This window comes from Leifsonia psychrotolerans, from assembly GCF_013410665.1.
Classification (GTDB): domain Bacteria; phylum Actinomycetota; class Actinomycetes; order Actinomycetales; family Microbacteriaceae; genus Cryobacterium; species Cryobacterium psychrotolerans_A.
The window spans coordinates 2,630,050-2,646,313 of the sequence record NZ_JACCFM010000001.1; the positions used below are offsets into that span (position 1 = coordinate 2,630,050).

Sequence of the window (16,264 nt, forward strand, 5' to 3'; positions counted from 1 at the left end):
TCAGGCTATCGACCGGAACCGGGGGTTGACTCAGATTTCGACTCGAGTTCCAGCTCAAGCCCTGAATCAAGATCCGAATCGAGTCCCGACGGCTCCAGTTCAGATGACGTGACCGCCTGGATCGACCCGGTGGGGTGCGCCTCGCCCACGGGAGGCAAGGCGACGGCGGCCGCACTCACTTCAATCAGGATGTCTTCCATATCTTCGATCTCGCGCTTGCGCACTGCGGCGACGTCGGCCGTGTTGATCGCACCGGTCTTGGACCGAGCCGCGGCCTTCAGCTGCACCGCGGTCTTGGTGCCGAGCGGTGCGTTCGGCATGAAGATCACCGCGATCAATGTGACGATCGCCAGCGGCACGCTGTACAGGAAGACGATGCCGACACCAGAACCGTAGGCACCCTCAACGAGCGAGCGAACGACATCCGGCAGCTGCGAGACGTGAGGGATGTTTCCACTGCCCAGAGCCTTCACCGCAGCAGCCTGGTCGGCGGGGCTGAGCTTCGGAATGCCGTCCTTGATGTGTTGGGCCACGAACGTTCCCAGCATGGAACCGAGAACCGTGACACCGATGGTGCCGCCGAGGCTCCGGAAGAATGTGACGGCGCTCGTTGCCACGCCGAGGTTCTTGACCTCGATCGAGTTCTGCACAACCAGCACGAGGTTCTGCATGATCATGCCGACGCCGGCGCCGAGGATAGCCATGTACACACCGACAAGCACGAGCGAGGTGGTGGCGTTGAGCGTACCGAGCAGAGCCGAACCGGCCACGATCAGCGCGCTGCCGACCACCATGATTGACTTCCAGGTGCCGCGACGGCTGATCAGGTTTCCGAAGAAGGTCGAGGCAATGAGCAGTCCACCCATCATCGGAATAGTCAGCAGTCCGGACTGTGTCGGCGTTGCGCCACGGGCCAATTGCATGTACTGCGACAGGAACACTGCGGTGCCGAACATGCTGACGCCGACCGCGATGCTGGCAATCACCGAGAGGGTGAAGGTGCGGTTCTTGAACATGGTGAGCGGAATGATCGGTTCGGGAACCTTGAACTCGACGATCACCGCAGCGATCAGCAGAAGCACCGCTCCGCCGATCATGAAGTACGACTCAATGGAGGACCATTCGAATTGGCTTCCACCCATGCTCACCCAGATCAGCAGCAGCGAGACACCGGCCGTGATGAGCACGGCGCCGAGGTAGTCGATGCGCACCGCGCGCTTGGGGTGCTTGGGCAGGTGCAGGGTGAGCTGCAGCATGATGATCGCCGCGATTGCTACGGGCAGCGCGATGAAGAAGTTCCAGCGCCAGCCGAAGGCATCCGTGACGACGCCACCCAGCAGCGGACCGCCGACGGTGCCGAGCGCCATGACAGCGCCGAACAATCCGGCGTACTTTCCACGGTCGCGCGGGCTGATGATGTCGGCCATGATGATCTGGCTCAGTGCGGCGAGGCCACCGGCACCGAGACCCTGCAGCACACGGAACCCGATGAGCGTCTCGGTGTTCTGAGAGAAGCCGGCCAGCGCCGAGCCGAGTACGAAGACGACCAGCGCGAGCTGAATGAGCAGCTTGCGGTTGAAGAGGTCGGCGAACTTGCCCCAGAGCGGGGTGGAGACCGTGGTCGCCAGCATCGTCGAGGTGATGACCCAGGTGTAAGCCGATTGGTTGCCCTGGAGGTCAGAGATGATGAGCGGCATCGACGTGCTCACCACCGTGCCCGCGAGGATCGACACGAACATACCGAGGAGCAGCCCCGAAAGGGCCTCGAGCACCTGGCGCTTGGTCATGGTTCCGTCAGCGGAAATTGGACGTTTAGGGTTTTTGGGTGGTGCTTTAACCGTGTTCTCGGCGCGTGACATCTGTCTCCTGCTAGTAATTGATAAGTGTCAACTATATATAACTAGTGGACTCATGTCAACCACTTCCGTGGCGCCGACGCGTCGGCATACGATTTGCCAACGGATGCGCGCATCCCGTAGTGTGGAGCAAAGCCAAAGACCGCCGGTTATTGCCGTGTGCAGAAATGTATGCAGCAATCGAAGGTTCACGATGTGAACGGCCCGCGCAGGATTCGAAGTTTTGTCGCTGTTCGAAAGAATTGCACCTCAGCTCCGGCCTTGCGCTGGAGCTTTTTTCATGTCTGCGCCCGGGGCTACCGGCACATGATTATAAGAGGAGCACCATGGCGAACAAGGAAGCATCGGTCGCCGAGCTGACGGAGAAATTCCAGAGCTCGACCGCCGTTCTGCTCACCGAGTACCGCGGTCTCACTGTTGCAAAGCTCAAGGAGCTGCGCGTTTCCATCAGTGAGGACGCCACGTACGCCGTGGTAAAGAACACGCTGACCAAGATTGCGGCGAACAACGCCGGCATCACGTCGTTTGACGACGAGCTTGTCGGACCGTCCGCAATCGCATTCGTTCACGGCGACCCTGTCGCTGTTGCGAAGGCCATGCGCACCTTTGCCAAGGCAAACCCTCTCCTGGTGGTCAAGGGCGGTTACTTCGACGGTAACCCGCTCACCGCCGCAGAGGTAGGCAAGCTCGCCGACCTCGAGTCTCGTGAAGTTCTGCTCGGCAAGCTTGCCGGCGCCTTCAAGGCCTCGCTGTTCGGAGCCGCATATCTGTTCAACGCACCACTGTCGAAGGCTGTTCGCACCATCGACGCGCTGCGTGAGAAGCAGGAGTCCGCGAACTAGGCATCGGCCTGGTATCGCGGTGAGTAATTAAGAAAACTAAGGAGAAAATCATGGCAAAGCTTTCCACTGAAGAGCTGCTCGAGCAGTTCAAGGGCCTGACCCTCATCGAGCTCAGCGAGTTCGTCAAGGCGTTCGAGGAGACCTTCGAGGTCACCGCTGCTGCTCCGGTTGCTGCTGCTGCAGCTGCTGGCCCCGCCGCAGCCGCTGAAGAGGTCGAAGAGAAGACTGAGTTCGACGTCATTCTCGAAGCCGCTGGCGACAAGAAGATCCAGGTCATCAAGGTTGTGCGCGAGCTCACCAGCCTGGGCCTCGGCGAAGCCAAGGCAGTCGTTGACGGTGCTCCGAAGGCCGTTCTCGAAGCCGTTGGCAAGGAAGCTGCCGAGAAGGCACACGCTGCCCTCGTTGAGGCCGGCGCAACCGCTACCATCAAGTAGCTTCTGCGTTTCCTTTCACGGCGTCACTCCTTCGGGAGTGGCGCCGTGTTTTTTGTTCAGGCGTGGGGCTGCGGGAGCCGATGCGGGCCTCGAACGCGCGACGACTGGTTTCGAGGTGACTCATCGCCAGCGCCGCTGCCGCCTTCTCGTCGCCGGCCGCGATGGCAGCGTAGAGGCGAGCATGCTCCTCATGCATCTCGATCGGGTGGTCATGCTGTCCGAGCAACCAGCGCATGCGTCCGCTCAGTGTGCGCCACAGCTCGGCAAGAAGCGAGTTGCCGGAGATCTCGATGACGAGGTCATGAAACGAGGCAGACGCCGCGCGAGAGGCGCCGGCTTTGGCGGACGCGTCCGACTCGGCCGAGAGCACGAGCGCGAGGCGGGCGAGCGCGTCAGGGCCTGCTTCGCGTGCGGCCAACGCGAAAGCGAGCGAGTCGAACGCAGCGCGCACCTGAAAGAGCTCTTCGATGTCGCGCTCGGTGAACTGTCGCACCGTCATCCAGCTATGCGGCCGGGCCAGCACCAGCCCTTCTGCGAGCAAGACCCGAAGCGCTTCCCGCACCGGAACCCGGCTCACACCGAGCGCCGTGGCGATCTCACGTTCAACGAGGCGGGCACCCGGCGCCCGTTCGCCACCAATGATCTGGTCTCGTAACACACCGGTGACACGCACCGTCTCGCCGACGTTGCGCGGTGTGACTGTCATTCCGTCATCATACTGAGAGCTACACCGCTCTCAGCACTTTGGTATACCATTTGGCCCCATGATCATCACCAACGTTCGACCCTGGGGTACCGATGCCGTCGATTTGCTGATCGAGAACGGGCGCATCGCAGCCAGCACCCCGCACGTCTCCATACCTGCTGCGCAGACCACTGCGCCTGCTGATCGCGATGTCGTCGACGGTCGCGGCCGTCTCGTCGTGCCGTCCTTCAGCGATGTGCACGTACACCTCGATTCCACCCGCATCGGGCTGCCGTTTCGGCCCCACACCGGTGCGCCCGGAGTCTGGGGAATGATGCTGAACGACCGCAATAACTGGCGCACCGCCGAGATCGGCATCGAGAAGCGCGTGGCGGGAACGCTCGAACGGATGATCGCGCGCGGCACGACGCGTGTGCGCTCCTACGCCCAGGTCGACGTCGACTGCAAACTTCAGCGGTTCGACGCCGTGATGGCGGCGAAGCAGAAGTTCGCCGGGCAGGCCGACGTGCAGGTGATGACGTTCCCCCAAGCCGGCATCCTGCGTGAAGAGGGCACCGTCGAGCTGCTGGAGGAATCACTCAAACAGGGTGCGGATGTCATGGGTGGTATCGATCCGAGCCAACTCGACCGCGACCCCGCGCGGCACCTCGACATCGTCTTCGGCCTGGCCGAGAAGTACCAGGTGGAGATTGACATTCACCTGCATGAACCCGGCGAACTGGGCGTATTCAGCACCGAGTTGGTGCTTGAACGCATCCGGGCGCTCGGCATGCAGGGCAAAGTCACGCTGTCGCATGCCTACGATCTCGGCTCGGTTTCCGAGGCCGTGAGTCGCCGTTTGATCGAGCAGTTCGCCGAACTCGATGTGGCGATGGCAACCGTCGCGCCACCCGCCACCACTCAACTCTCGCTCCTCGCCCTGACCGAAGCGGGCGTGCGCGTGGGCCTCGGCGAAGACGGCCAGCGTGACTATTGGAGCCCCTACGGTAATTGCGACATGCTCGACCGCACCTGGCAGCTGGCGTTCACGAACGACTTCCGACGCGACGAGCAGATCGAGCACGCACTCGCGGTGGCGACGATGGGTGGGGCGAGCGTGATGAGCCCGGAGGCGCCACGACTGCGCGGCATTCTCGACCGGCCCGGTGTCTCGGTCGGAGATCGAGCAGACCTGCTTCTGGTTGACGGGGAGACCGTCACCAGCGCAGTGATGGATCGCGGGAATGACCGAACCGTTCTGCATGATGGCCGGGTTGTGGCCGAGGGGCTCCATGTCGTCTCGGCGTAAGTCGAGCCGCGCGCGTCCGGACTCGACCCGATTGCTGGGCCTCGTCGCGGCACTGCTGATCGGGCTCAACCTGCGCCCGGCCGTGACGACGGTGGCGGCAACTCTCGATGAGGCATCCCGCGCGCTCGGGCTCAGTGCCAGTGAGACGACGGTGCTGGCCACACTCCCCGTCATCGCATTTGGCGTGAGCGCACCACTCGGGCCGTGGCTGGCACGCCGGTTCGGCGTCTCGCGCGTGCTGCTCTGTGCGATGTGGGCACTCGCGGCCGGTCTGGTGATTCGGGTTCTCTGGCCCGCACTTCTGCTGCCAGGAACGTTTGTCGCCGGCGCGGCGATCATGGCGGCCGGCACACTGCTGCCGCAGTTTTTGAAATCAGTGGATGCCCCGGCACTGTGGGTGGGACTCAGCAGCATGAGTTTTGGCGTCGGAGCAGCACTGGGCGCGGCACTCACCGCACCGATCTACGCGATGTCGGGCCCGCGCCTTGAGATCGCCTGGGGCGTCTGGGCGGTGCCCGCTCTGCTCGCCGGCATCCCCCTCATGCAGGGGATGCGGAGGCTGCGCGCCGCAGGACCCACCCCGACTCCGCCGCGCGCGGCACTCGTGTTCACCCCTCGCAACATGAGGACGATCGCGATCCTGACCTTGGTCTTCGGGCTGCAGGCCTTGCTCTACTTTGCGATGACCGCCTGGATGCCGCTTCTGCTCGCCGAACGTGGCCAGGACTCGGCGCAGACGGGATGGCTGCTGGCGTGGTTCAGCATCGCCGGCTTTGTGCCCACCCTGGTCACGCCCATCCTTGCGCGACGTCGCGCGGTCCTGCGGTGGGTCGGGCCGGGTCTCGGAGTCGCCATTGCGATCGGAATGCTCGCGCTCTATCTGTCGTCGAACGAACAGATCTTCTGGATTGTCGGCGGCCTCGGAGCCGTGCAGAGTGCGGCCTTCGGCCTCTCCCTCAGCCTGATCATCACGATGTCGACGAACCCCGCCACGGCTGGCGTGGTCTCCGCCATCGGGCAGGGCGCCGGCTACGTGATCGCCGGGGCCGGATCACTGGCGATCGGGCTCATTCAGACGGCGACGAACAGTTGGCTGCTGAGCTTCAGCGTGATGGCCGCGCTGGGACTTGTGCTGAGCGTGGTGGTAGCCGCGGCCATCCGTCGCGAGGCGATTGACCTGGTTCCTGAGAGAATTCAGGTCGCGACGTCGTGACAGCAAAGATTCAGCATTTACATAGGCAAGCTATGTATAGTTAAGGAATGGAATCAGATCTGCACCAGGTGCTCGGCGATCTCGTCGTCGTCAATCACCGTCTCACCCGTGTCGCCGCGCGGGCGGCGGGAGGCACTGAATCACCGGCCCTCTGGCGAACACTCAGCGTACTGCGCGGCAGCGGGCCGTTGCGGCTCGGCGCGCTGGCCGAGAGCAGCCGGGTCTCCCAGCCGACGGCCACCAATCTGGTGACGACCCTTGACGAGCTCGGCTGGGTGCACCGCCGCGCCGATCCCACGGATGCCCGAGCGAGCCTGATCGAGGCCAGCGACGCGGGTCTCGCCGCGCTCGACGCCTGGCGAGACAAGCTCATCGCCGCGCTGATGCCGCTCTTTGCCGATCTCGGACCGGCCGAGATCGAGACGCTCCGTCATGCCGTCGAGATCGTTGCCGCCCGCGTCGACCCCGTCGATGTCGTTGGCGCAGCCGGCGGTGACACAGTCGGCAGCGTCGGAACCGGAGCACGGTTGTGAACGCCACATCGAAGCCCTCCTCAAGCATCCTGCACCAGCCGAAAGCCGTCTGGGCCGTCGCCTTCGCGTGCGTCGTCGCATTCATGGGCATCGGCCTGGTCGACCCGATTCTGCCGGCCATTGCCCACGACCTGCAGGCATCCGCTGCACAAACCGAACTGCTCTTCACGAGCTACCTCGTGATCACCGGTGTGGCGATGTTCTTCACGAGTTGGCTGTCGAGCCGCATCGGCGCCAAGAAGACCCTGCTGATCGGGCTCGGCCTCATCGTGGCGTTTGCTCTCTTCGCCGGGCTGTCGAGCGACGTTGAATCGATCATCGGCTTTCGGGCCGGCTGGGGTCTCGGCAACGCGCTGTTCATCTCGACCGCACTCGCGACGATCGTCGGCGCCGCGGCCGGTGGCACCTCATCGGCGATCATCCTCTATGAGGCGTCCCTCGGGCTCGGCCTGGCCATCGGCCCCCTCGCCGGCGGCCTGCTCGGCAGCATCAGCTGGCGCGGCCCCTTTTTCGGCACCGCGACACTCATGGCCATCGGCTTCATCGCCATCGTCACCCTGCTGAAGACGCCAGCGGTCACGCCGACGCCGACGCGGCTCTCCGCGCCGTTCCGGGCGCTGGCCCGACCGGGACTCGGCATTCTCGCCGCCGCCGCACTGTTCTACAACATGAGCTTCTTCGTCATGCTGGCCTACACGCCGTTCGCGCTCGTGCCGCTCGGGCTCTCCGATGCCATCACGCTCGGCTTCATCTTCTTTGGCTGGGGCCTGTCCGTCGCGGTGACCTCGGTCTGGGTCGCCCCGTTTCTCACCGCACGGATGCCGCGCACCCGCGTGCTCTGGTGTGTACTTCCCCTGCTCGCCCTCGACCTGGTCGCCCTGGCGTTGCTCGTGGATTCCGCAGTCGGACTGATCGTCAGCGTGATCGTCGGCGGCCTGCTCCTTGGCATCTTGAACACGGTTCTGACTGAATCTGTGATGGAGGCGACCGACCTTCCGCGCGCGGTGGCGTCGTCGGCCTACTCAGGTGTGCGCTTCTTGGGCGGGGCCATCGCTCCCCCGGCTGCTGCGCTGCTCGCCGCAACGATCTCGCCGGCGATGCCGTTCTGGGCCGGAGCCATCACGGCGCTCATCGCCACGGCGATCGTGATCATCGGCCGCAAGCATCTTCGCAGAGCCGACGGCGCGACCGAAGGTGCCCTGGAAGAAGCCGAAGCGATCTCACTGGGCGACGCCTGACCCTTCCCTGTGCTTAGTCGGGCGGTTGCAGCGCGCGCACCCGACTGAGCGCGAATAGCCCCGCCGCGATGGCGAGAATCACCACGGTGATCAGCAGCACGTGCAACACCACTCCGATATACCCGGCGGGCTGCGCCGGGTTGAGGAACGGATACGGATACCAGTCGAGGATCCCGCCTCGAATCATCGTGTAGATCGCCCAGGCGACGGGAAACAGCACGACCACCCAGAGCCGACGCCAGAGGAGGGCGCTGCGCCCCGCGGCGAACAGCCAGTCGGCCAGCAGATAGAGTGGCGCCCAGACGTGCAAGATCTCGTTCGACCACCCGAGTGTTGTGCCCTGGTCGAGTGAAATGTTCCGCAGCAGCAGGTTGTAGACGATTCCTGTTGTCACCATGTAGGTGACCACTGAGGTGTGCGCGAGGTTGAACCAGGGCGGGTCGGCCGGCATCCGAAAGCAATACCAGGCGCCGAACACGAGAACCACAGCGGCCAGGCAGTTCGAGAGAACAGTGAAGAAGCTGAAGAAGTTCCAGAGGAATGCACTGGTGTTGACCTCAAGAAGGCTGAGGCTGTAGACGAGTTGCCCGACGATTGCGACGACGATGCCCGCGGCCGCAACGAAACGAATTGCGCCATATGTTCTTCTCACGAGCTGCCTCCCGAGTTTCGACGGCTGCGCCGTTACGTGCAGCCTACTCATGCGCCACACTGTAGGCATGCCCAGCGTCACTGATCGACCGCCGACTATGAAAGCTCTCACAATCGATCGTTCCGGCGGCCCCGACGAACTCCGGCTGACTGAGGTTCCGCTGCCCCTCGCCGTGAGCGACGAACTGCTTGTGCGTGTGGTCTCAGCGAGCGTGAATCCGATCGACGCGAAGACCCGTGCCGGGTCCGGTGTGACCGGGGCCTTCGACGGATTCCCCGTCGTGCTCGGCAGCGACTTCAGCGGAATCGTGGTCAGCGCCCCCTACGAGTCGTTCCCGCTGCAGCCTGGCGACGCGGTCTACGGCATGGCCCGCGTGCCACGCACAACCGGCAGCTATGCCGAGTTTCTGCCGGTCACAGCCTTGAGCGTCGCCCGCAAACCCGCACGCCTGAGCCATGACGAGGCCGCCGCCGTGCCAGTCGCCGCCCTGACCGCCTGGGGAATGCTCGCCCTGGCCGAGGTCGGCCCGGGCACACGGATGCTCGTGCACGCTGCCAGCGGAGGCGTCGGTCATTTCGTGGTGCAGTTCGCCCGTCACCTCGGCGCACATGTGGTGGCTACCGGCTCGGCACGCAACCACGACTTTTTGCGTCGCCTCGGCGCCGACGAGGTGCTCGACTATTCGACGACGCGTTTCGACGAGGTGCTCTCGGGCCTCGATGCCGTCATCGATCTGATCGGAAATGTGCACGACAACACGGGCAGCCGGTCACTGCGCGTAGTGCGCCCCCACGGCATTCTGGTGAACGCGCCGAGCGGCAGCTGGCCGACAATGGCGGACGAAGCCGCGGCAGCAGGCATCCGGGCCACCCACTACAAGGTCTCGCCCGATGCGCGCGTGCTCGACGAGATCACGACGCTGATCGACGCGGGAGTGGTGCGACCGCATGTCGATGCGATCTTTGACCTCGCCGAGGGTGCGGAGGCCCACCGCTTGATCGAGCAGGGGCACACCCGCGGCAAGATCGTCTTGCGCGTCTCCCCCGAGGCCTAAACCGCCGATTGCGCCGCAGCGCGGGCGCGGCGCTTCTTCCTCGCGTCGCTCACCGCACTCAACACCGTGTAGGCGAAGTAGGCGAAGAGCCCTCCGGCGGCCAGCGGAGTGACCCATGACCTGTTCGCACCGTTGACCGCGTTGTTCACCCAACCCAGCAGCGGAATCGAATACCACAGCTTGCCCTGAATCTGAATCGACTTCACCGGGGCATCCTGAGCGCTGTTGTTGTCACCCTGAAAGATGAAGCCGCGTTCACCGTTGGCGAGCAGAGTGATGGCGACCACGCGGTGGGTGATGACGCCGGGCTTGCCCGACTCGATCTGATAGGTCGCCACGTCACCGAACTGCAGTCGATTCGGGTCGATGGGCTTGACGATGATGAGGGTGCCCGGGGGCAGGCCCGGTTCCATCGAACTCGTCAGCACCGTCATCGGGGTGGCGCCGGCAATCTTCGGAACCACGATCACCAGCATCGCCAGCGCGATCACGAGAATCAGAAGCGCCGCGCTCAGCGCGAGGCCGAGAGAGCCCCACAGTCCCCGTTCCGGAGTCGGTGCCTCGGGCCGACCGTGCGGCAGCGGGTCGGCTTGAGGTTCCAGGATGCCGACGATCTCGGGCGATGTCATGATCCGTCAATCCTTCGGCGACGGCGTCCGAGGAGGAAGAACAGCACCCCTCCCCCGAGAAGACCGCCGACAACCAGAAGCGGGGTCGCCACCTGTGCACCAGTGTGAGCCAACCCGGGCGCACTCGCCGTGCTGCCGCCCGGTGCGGCGGGTCCCGCTGGAGCGGGGGGCCCTGCTGGAGGAGTGGTCGGGCCGACGATGACACCGTCATCGTCGCAGGCCGATGGGGGGAACGGCCCGGCATCTGCGGCGCGCATGGCCACGAGTGCCGAGAAGCTGACCGTGTCGTTCTGACCAACCGTGCCCGAGACATCCGCCATCGTGAAGGTCACGACCATCTTCATGGTGGCCCCGCCGGCGAGTGTCTGAGAATCGACCATGGTCTGGCAGGCCCCCACTCTTCCGAGCACGGTAGAGAGCGTTCCGTCATCGGCGGAGTTCCAGGTGGACATCGTGACATTTTCGGCGAACAGATCGGATGAAGCCACCAGGGATCGTGCGCTCATCCGCACCTCTGCCGGTTCGCTCGTCGGGTTCTTCACCCAGAGTTTCGCTGAGGCCGACTCACCGGGAATCAAACGACCGAGACCGTCGAAGAGCGAGCCGCTGAGACTCGTTCCCCAGGTGACGCCATCGCTGCTGAGCAGGATCTGGGTGGGATGAGCGTCGAGCGCTGAGGCCGGAGCCACCGCGCCGCCGAGTGCTAACGCCGCGCCGGCCAGAGTTGCAAGCACCGCCGCACGAGTCTGTGTGAGTGAGAACCTCATGGTCAGTTCACCGCCGTCATCGTGAATCGCTGACCCGACGACGTCGCACTGCAGCTCTGCTGCACGACGTAGCCGACAGATCCCAGCCCTGTGACATCGATGCACATGTTCGCCGTGCTCTGCTTGATCTGGAACTGCCCGGGGAACCCGGTGGCGGCGTTCACCGCCCATGAGGTCGGCCCGGCTGCCGAGTTGACCAGGGTCAGGGAGGCGCCGGCGTTCGTGCCGGCCGCCCTCAGCGAGAGCGAAGCGTATCGCGCCTGGATCGTTCCGTCGGCCAGGAACTTCCACTGCTGGTTCGTCCCGCCGTGGCAGCCGAACGTGATCAGCCGGGTGCCCGAGGCCGAGTTGGCCCCTTCACCGTCGAAACAGTATCCGCTGGTCGGGTTCGAAATCGTGTACCAGAGCGTCGGGGAAGGGGCAGCCGCGATCGTCGTCACCGAGGCGGACGTGGAGACTTGCGAGGCATTCCCTGCAGCATCCTTTGCCCTGACGGTGTAGCTATAAGCCTTCGACGGGGTGAGCGCGGTGTCGGTGAATGTCGTCGAGGGTGAAGCCGGCACAAGCAGCACGCCGTCGCGATACACGTCGTAGGCGACAACACCGACGTTGTCGGTCGAGGCTGCCCAGGTCAGAGTGGTCGCCGTCGTCGTCGTACCCGAGAACGTTGGAGTGCCGGGAACGGTCGGGGGCTGCGTATCGAGCACCGATTGTGTGGCGGTGGCCACCGGAGCGCTCGACGTCCAGTTGCCAAGAGTCGTGACAGCGTTTGACGTGCCCGTGACGGTTTGCGCGGCCAGTGTGTTCTGCTGCGCAGCCGTGATCGAGGTGCGCACGCAGAAGAACACCGATGCCCCGGACGCGAGGCTTCCAGTCTGAGCGGGGATCGTCGTCCAGTTGTAGCTGGTCGTCGGCGCCGTCGCGCCAGTCGTGCACAGGTTGGTCCGTGCGACTGACCAGATCTTCACGACGATTCCCGTAGCGAGGGCGCCGCCCGGTGCGGCCAGGGTGAGACTGTACGGCGCGGTACCCGCACCAGTGTTCGTCACCGTCACGGGCTTGGTCGTGCTGAGCGTGCCAACCGTGTATTGCACCGCGAGCGCGTCGAATCCGCTCTGAGAGATACCGATGGTGCCCGCCCCGGCGGACGCATTCAACGTCGCGGCTGGAGCCGTCCAGTACGCCGAAGCTCCGGCCGTACCGGCCAGAGTAAGAAAGAGGGTGAAGCCTAACGCGACGCTGAGTCGCGACCGCATCCGTGTGGGTTTCGTCGAGCCGGTCATGGGTTAGACCTGCGTCCCATCGATCAGAATTCCGAAGCCGGTGGCCAGCTGCCCTTGGCTCGCGGCCGGCGCGGTGGAGGGAAGCGTCACGCTCACGCAGAGGATTCCCGATGAGCCGACGGGCAACGTCGAGTTGAGCGAGCCGGTCGACGCAGCGGCGAAGCTGCCTGACCACACCGCTGCAGTCGCGCTGGTGCACTGCGCCGCGCTTGCCACCACGCTGAGGCCGACGACGAGTGAGCTGGAGAAGGCGTTCGGCACGGCCGGGGCCGTCAACCCGTTCAGGCGCAGGGCAAGCGCCACGTCGCCCGCGTTTTTCACTGTCGCGGTTCCCACGACGGTCGCCCCCGGGTAGAGCTTTGCAACCGACAGCGAGAGCGGTGTCGTCACCGTCAGGCTTGCGGTGCCTGAGCCGAGGGTCGTTGCCGGCGCAGCGTTTGATTGCTGACTCAGGAAGGCGTAGCTCCCTCCTGCCGCGGTGACCGCCAAGAAGAGTGCAAGCGCGAACCCACCTGCCGTCATCGCCATGCGTCCCAGCGCCACCTTCGGCGCGCTGCCAGGCTTCGAAATCATGAGCGTGACGTACCTTCCAGGATCGAATGCGTGGTGACTGGTCAGAGACCGACCGTGAGGATGGAGAATGATGAAGCGAATGTGCGGGAGATTCTGGTGTGCACCTCCGTCACGAGGCGCACACCAGATTTCCGCTAGTTCTGCGCGAGCGTGACGGCGAGAGCGCTGAAGTTGACCGAACCCAACTTCGTGTCGTCCTCAGCGCCTGCAACGGCATCCTTCGGGAAGCCAAAGGCCACCTTTACCGCCGCGACCGAGTTGGCGCCATTGGTGATCTTGTACGTACCAGTGGAGCCGATCGCCGTAATGCCGGTACCGGTCGCCGTGATGGTGGCGTTCTTCGTGAGGTAAGCGGCGAGTGCGATGTCCGCGGCATTGGTGGTCACGGTCGGGGTGACCGACGTGGCGCTCAGCGACAGCGTTGCGACGAGATTGTCTCCGGTCGCAACGACCTTCACACTGCTGCTGTAGGTCAAGACGTCGCCGGGAACTGCGCGGAAGGTAGCGATGTTTGCGATCGCCGCGGGCGCGCCTCCGTCGTGCGAAACCGTCCAGGTTCCGGTCGTGCTGTCGATGAGCTTCAAGTTGCCGGCGACAATTGTGCCACCGGTGACGCCTGCCGTGTCGTTCCACGAGGCGAACGTGCCCGCGCCCCCGAGGAGGAGGGCGATGCCGGCGGCTCCGGCGAGGGATCCCTTGAGGAGCTTGTTCATGATGATTCCTTTCGTGGCAGTGCGCAGGACATGCCGATGAGGCCCACCGGAGGGGCGGGAGAGGCTGGGATGCTTGCCGTGCGCTCGGCCTCAGATTTGACGGCGCTCGATCAGCAGTAAGAACTCTATGTGCGGATAGAACGCCTTGTCTGTCCCCGGACTACCCCAGTGTGGGGCGCACCTTTCCGTTTCGAAAAGTGGGCGAAATGCACAAAACAGGCGCAGGGTCCACTTGGCACGCAAGAGCCTTGCGCCCGAAGGCCATTCACGAGAAAAACTCGACAGTAATGCTGAATTTCTCTCTTTTTCGATTCCGGGCAGGATCGAATGCGCCATACCCCAGTTCGCGGGTAGAACGCACAAAACCGGTCGAAGTCATCCTGAAGATGACATCAACCGGTTCAGATGTGAAACTTTTTTGGTCATGAATGACGGCAGACGAAGGCCCCCCGGAGCGTGTCCAGGGGGCCTTGTCTGCGGTGACTCGCGGTTCGCAGCGACTCGCGGGGGTGAATCAGAGGAAGCGGGCGTACGCCCCCACTGTGAAAAACATCGGAAACTCTGGTTCAAGCGCCGAAGCCCGTAACACTTCACGGGCATCGTCGAAGCGGTCGTCCGGTGTGCGATCAAGCGAACCGAACACCTCGGCCACGAGCGACTCAACCCAGGTCACGTCGATGCGCTGCCCCTCTGCGGTAATCGAGTTGTCGTGAATCCACTGCCAGATCTGCGAGCGTGAAATCTCGGCCGTCGCGGCATCTTCCATCAGATTGTCGATGGCCACAGCACCCTGCCCACGCAGCCAGGCTTCGATGTATTTCAGGGCGATCACCACGTTATCGCGCACGCCTGCCTCAGTAATCTCGCCGCCGATGCTTGAGATGTCGAGAAGCTGTTCCGCGGTGATGCGCACCCAATCGCGCGTGCGCCCGAGCTGGTTCGGTCGTTCCGCGAGGACTCGATCGAACTCGGCCTGCGCGGTTGGAATCAGGTCGGGGTGGGCAACCCAGGTGCCGTCGAAGCCGTTGACGGCCTCGCGACGCTTATCGGCAGCGACCTGCTCGAGAGCGCGCGCGGTGACCGCAGGGTCACGGCGGTTCGGGATGAACGCGCTCATGCCGCCAATGGCATATGCGCCGCGCTGGTGGCAGGTGGCGACGAGCAGCTCGGTGTAGTCGCGCATAAATGGCACCGTCATGGTGATCTGTTTGCGGTCGGGAAAGACGAACCTCCGGCCGCGAGCGCGAAAGGTCTTGATAATGCTGAAGATGTAGTCCCACCGCCCCGCGTTCAGGCCGGCGCAGTGCTCGCGCAGTTCGTAGAGAATCTCCTGCATCTCGAAAGCCGCCTGGATCGTCTCGATCAGCACCGTTGCCCGGATTGTGCCATGCGCTATTCCAACGCGCTCTTCGGCGAAGGTGAACACCTCATTCCACCAGCGGGCTTCCCGATGGCTCTCGAGCTTCGGCAGGTAGAAGTACGGCCCCGTCCCGGAATCGATCAGCGTCTGCGCATTGTGAAAGAAGTACAGACCGAAGTCGATCAGGCTGCCGGATGCGGCCATCCGTCGGTTTGCACGATCCGCGAACAGGATGTTCTTCTCTTCCAGGTGCAAGCCACGCGGCCGCATCACGATGGTCGGAGTCGTACCCGTCGCGTCTCCCGTCACCCGGTAGCTTTTGCCCTCGGGGCTGTCGTAACGCAGCTGACCACGCACCGCATCGAACAGGGTGATCTGTCCCTCGATCACGTTCGCCCAAGTCGGGCTTGTCGCGTCTTCCTGGTCGGCCAGCCACACCTTTGCGCCGGAATTCAAGGCGTTGATCGCCATCTTGCGGTCGGTCGGTCCGGTGATCTCGACGCGGCGATCTTCGAGGCCCGGTCCAGCACCGGCCACGAACCAGGTGCGGTCGCACCGGATGTGCTCGGTCTCGCTGAGAAAGCGAGGATCGCGGCCCCTCGCGGCATCCGCCCCCGTCTGAAGCCGCGCGGCCAAGAGGTCGTGGCGGCTGCCGGCGAACCGGTCGTGCAGCTCGGCGAGAAAGTCGAGCGCTGCGGGGGTGAGGATCTCGTCGTAACGCTCTCCCCGCTCGCCGGTGACCTCGAGGTGGCCGGCCAGGGCCGTCTCGGTGTGCCAGCCCACCCCGCTGGTCGAGCCCAACCCGTTGGTCGAGCTTGTCGAGACCTCACGAACCGATCCCGCCAACTCCACCCCGTTGGTCGAGCCCACCCCGTTGGTCGAGCCCACCCCGTTGGTCGAGCCCAACCCGTTGGTCGAGCTTGTCGAGACCTCACGAACCGATCCCGCCAACTCCACCCCGTTGGTCGGGCCCACCCCGTTGGTCGAGCCCACCCCGTTGGTCGAGCTTGTCGAGACCTCACGAACCGATCCCGCCAACTCCACCCCGTTGGTCGAGCCCACCCCGTTGGTCGAGCTTGTCGAGACCCGATCCAGGGTCTCCGTTTGTGTGGTGTTCATCTGT

General features: G+C 64.3%; 16 protein-coding genes. 7 read left to right on the forward strand and 9 right to left on the reverse strand.

The window, feature by feature from the left end; translation table 11 throughout:
- Nucleotides 1-5: 5 nt before the first annotated feature.
- Nucleotides 6-1,787: an MDR family MFS transporter gene (locus HNR05_RS11960; RefSeq protein ID WP_179579223.1), complete on the reverse strand. Its 1,782-nt coding sequence runs from the start codon at nt 1,785-1,787 to the stop codon at nt 6-8.
- Between the two features lie 395 nt (nt 1,788-2,182).
- Between HNR05_RS11960 and rplJ the strand changes: the two genes are divergently transcribed.
- Entirely contained in the window at nt 2,183-2,698 is a 516-nt protein-coding gene (gene rplJ / locus HNR05_RS11965) for a 50S ribosomal protein L10 (protein WP_179579225.1), read from the forward strand.
- A 50-nt stretch (nt 2,699-2,748) separates the two neighbouring features.
- Nucleotides 2,749-3,132 (forward strand): 50S ribosomal protein L7/L12, encoded by a 384-nt coding sequence (gene rplL, locus HNR05_RS11970; RefSeq protein WP_179579227.1) that lies wholly within the window; start codon nt 2,749-2,751, stop codon nt 3,130-3,132.
- Here rplL and HNR05_RS11975 read toward each other — a convergent pair.
- Complete coding sequence (locus HNR05_RS11975; protein WP_179579229.1) at nt 3,125-3,838, reverse strand: GntR family transcriptional regulator; 714 nt, start codon at nt 3,836-3,838, stop codon at nt 3,125-3,127. The two genes, rplL and HNR05_RS11975, sit on opposite strands and share 8 nt — an antisense overlap.
- Nucleotides 3,839-3,896: 58 nt before the next feature.
- Here HNR05_RS11975 and HNR05_RS11980 point away from each other — a divergent pair, with 58 nt between their 5' ends.
- From HNR05_RS11980 to HNR05_RS11995, 4 genes are read left to right on the forward strand one after another with little or no spacing between them, the layout of a single operon-like run.
- Nucleotides 3,897-5,126 carry an amidohydrolase gene (locus tag HNR05_RS11980; RefSeq protein WP_179579231.1) on the forward strand — a complete coding sequence of 410 codons (1,230 nt, stop codon included), beginning with the start codon at nt 3,897-3,899 and terminating at the stop codon, nt 5,124-5,126.
- On the forward strand, nt 5,110-6,339 hold the full coding sequence (locus tag HNR05_RS11985) for an MFS transporter (protein WP_218868884.1): 1,230 nt from the start codon (nt 5,110-5,112) through the stop codon (nt 6,337-6,339). Before HNR05_RS11980 ends, HNR05_RS11985 begins: the two co-directional genes overlap by 17 nt.
- Nucleotides 6,340-6,386: 47 nt before the next feature.
- Complete coding sequence (locus tag HNR05_RS11990) at nt 6,387-6,872, forward strand: MarR family winged helix-turn-helix transcriptional regulator (protein WP_179579235.1); 486 nt, start codon at nt 6,387-6,389, stop codon at nt 6,870-6,872.
- Nucleotides 6,869-8,110: an MFS transporter gene (locus HNR05_RS11995; RefSeq protein ID WP_179579237.1), complete on the forward strand. Its 1,242-nt coding sequence runs from the start codon at nt 6,869-6,871 to the stop codon at nt 8,108-8,110. Before HNR05_RS11990 ends, HNR05_RS11995 begins: the two co-directional genes overlap by 4 nt.
- Nucleotides 8,111-8,123: 13 nt before the next feature.
- On the opposite strand, the gene HNR05_RS12000 is transcribed toward HNR05_RS11995, so the two are convergent.
- Nucleotides 8,124-8,762 (reverse strand): Pr6Pr family membrane protein, encoded by a 639-nt coding sequence (locus HNR05_RS12000; RefSeq protein ID WP_343062573.1) that lies wholly within the window; start codon nt 8,760-8,762, stop codon nt 8,124-8,126.
- Nucleotides 8,763-8,859: 97 nt separating this feature from the next.
- Here HNR05_RS12000 and HNR05_RS12005 point away from each other — a divergent pair, with 97 nt between their 5' ends.
- A complete protein-coding gene (locus tag HNR05_RS12005; RefSeq protein ID WP_246318398.1) occupies nt 8,860-9,816 on the forward strand; it encodes an NADP-dependent oxidoreductase in 957 nt (318 codons plus the stop codon).
- Here the strand turns inward: HNR05_RS12005 and HNR05_RS12010 are convergent.
- The 6 genes from HNR05_RS12010 to aceB form a co-directional block, all read right to left on the reverse strand.
- On the reverse strand, nt 9,813-10,445 hold the full coding sequence (locus tag HNR05_RS12010; protein WP_179579243.1) for a signal peptidase I: 633 nt from the start codon (nt 10,443-10,445) through the stop codon (nt 9,813-9,815). The two genes, HNR05_RS12005 and HNR05_RS12010, sit on opposite strands and share 4 nt — an antisense overlap.
- Nucleotides 10,442-11,212: an LPXTG cell wall anchor domain-containing protein gene (locus HNR05_RS12015; protein WP_179579245.1), complete on the reverse strand. Its 771-nt coding sequence runs from the start codon at nt 11,210-11,212 to the stop codon at nt 10,442-10,444. Before HNR05_RS12015 ends, HNR05_RS12010 begins: the two co-directional genes overlap by 4 nt.
- A gap of 2 nt (nt 11,213-11,214) precedes the next feature.
- Nucleotides 11,215-12,495, reverse strand: a complete 1,281-nt coding sequence (locus tag HNR05_RS12020; RefSeq protein WP_179579247.1) for an RICIN domain-containing protein — start codon at nt 12,493-12,495, stop codon at nt 11,215-11,217.
- Between the two features lie 3 nt (nt 12,496-12,498).
- Nucleotides 12,499-13,068: a hypothetical protein gene (locus tag HNR05_RS12025; protein WP_179579249.1), complete on the reverse strand. Its 570-nt coding sequence runs from the start codon at nt 13,066-13,068 to the stop codon at nt 12,499-12,501.
- 134 nt (nt 13,069-13,202) lie between these two features.
- Nucleotides 13,203-13,781 carry an alternate-type signal peptide domain-containing protein gene (locus tag HNR05_RS12030; RefSeq protein ID WP_179579265.1) on the reverse strand — a complete coding sequence of 193 codons (579 nt, stop codon included), beginning with the start codon at nt 13,779-13,781 and terminating at the stop codon, nt 13,203-13,205.
- 514 nt (nt 13,782-14,295) lie between these two features.
- On the reverse strand, nt 14,296-16,260 hold the full coding sequence (aceB, locus tag HNR05_RS12035; RefSeq protein ID WP_246318399.1) for a malate synthase A: 1,965 nt from the start codon (nt 16,258-16,260) through the stop codon (nt 14,296-14,298).
- Nucleotides 16,261-16,264: the final 4 nt, after the last annotated feature.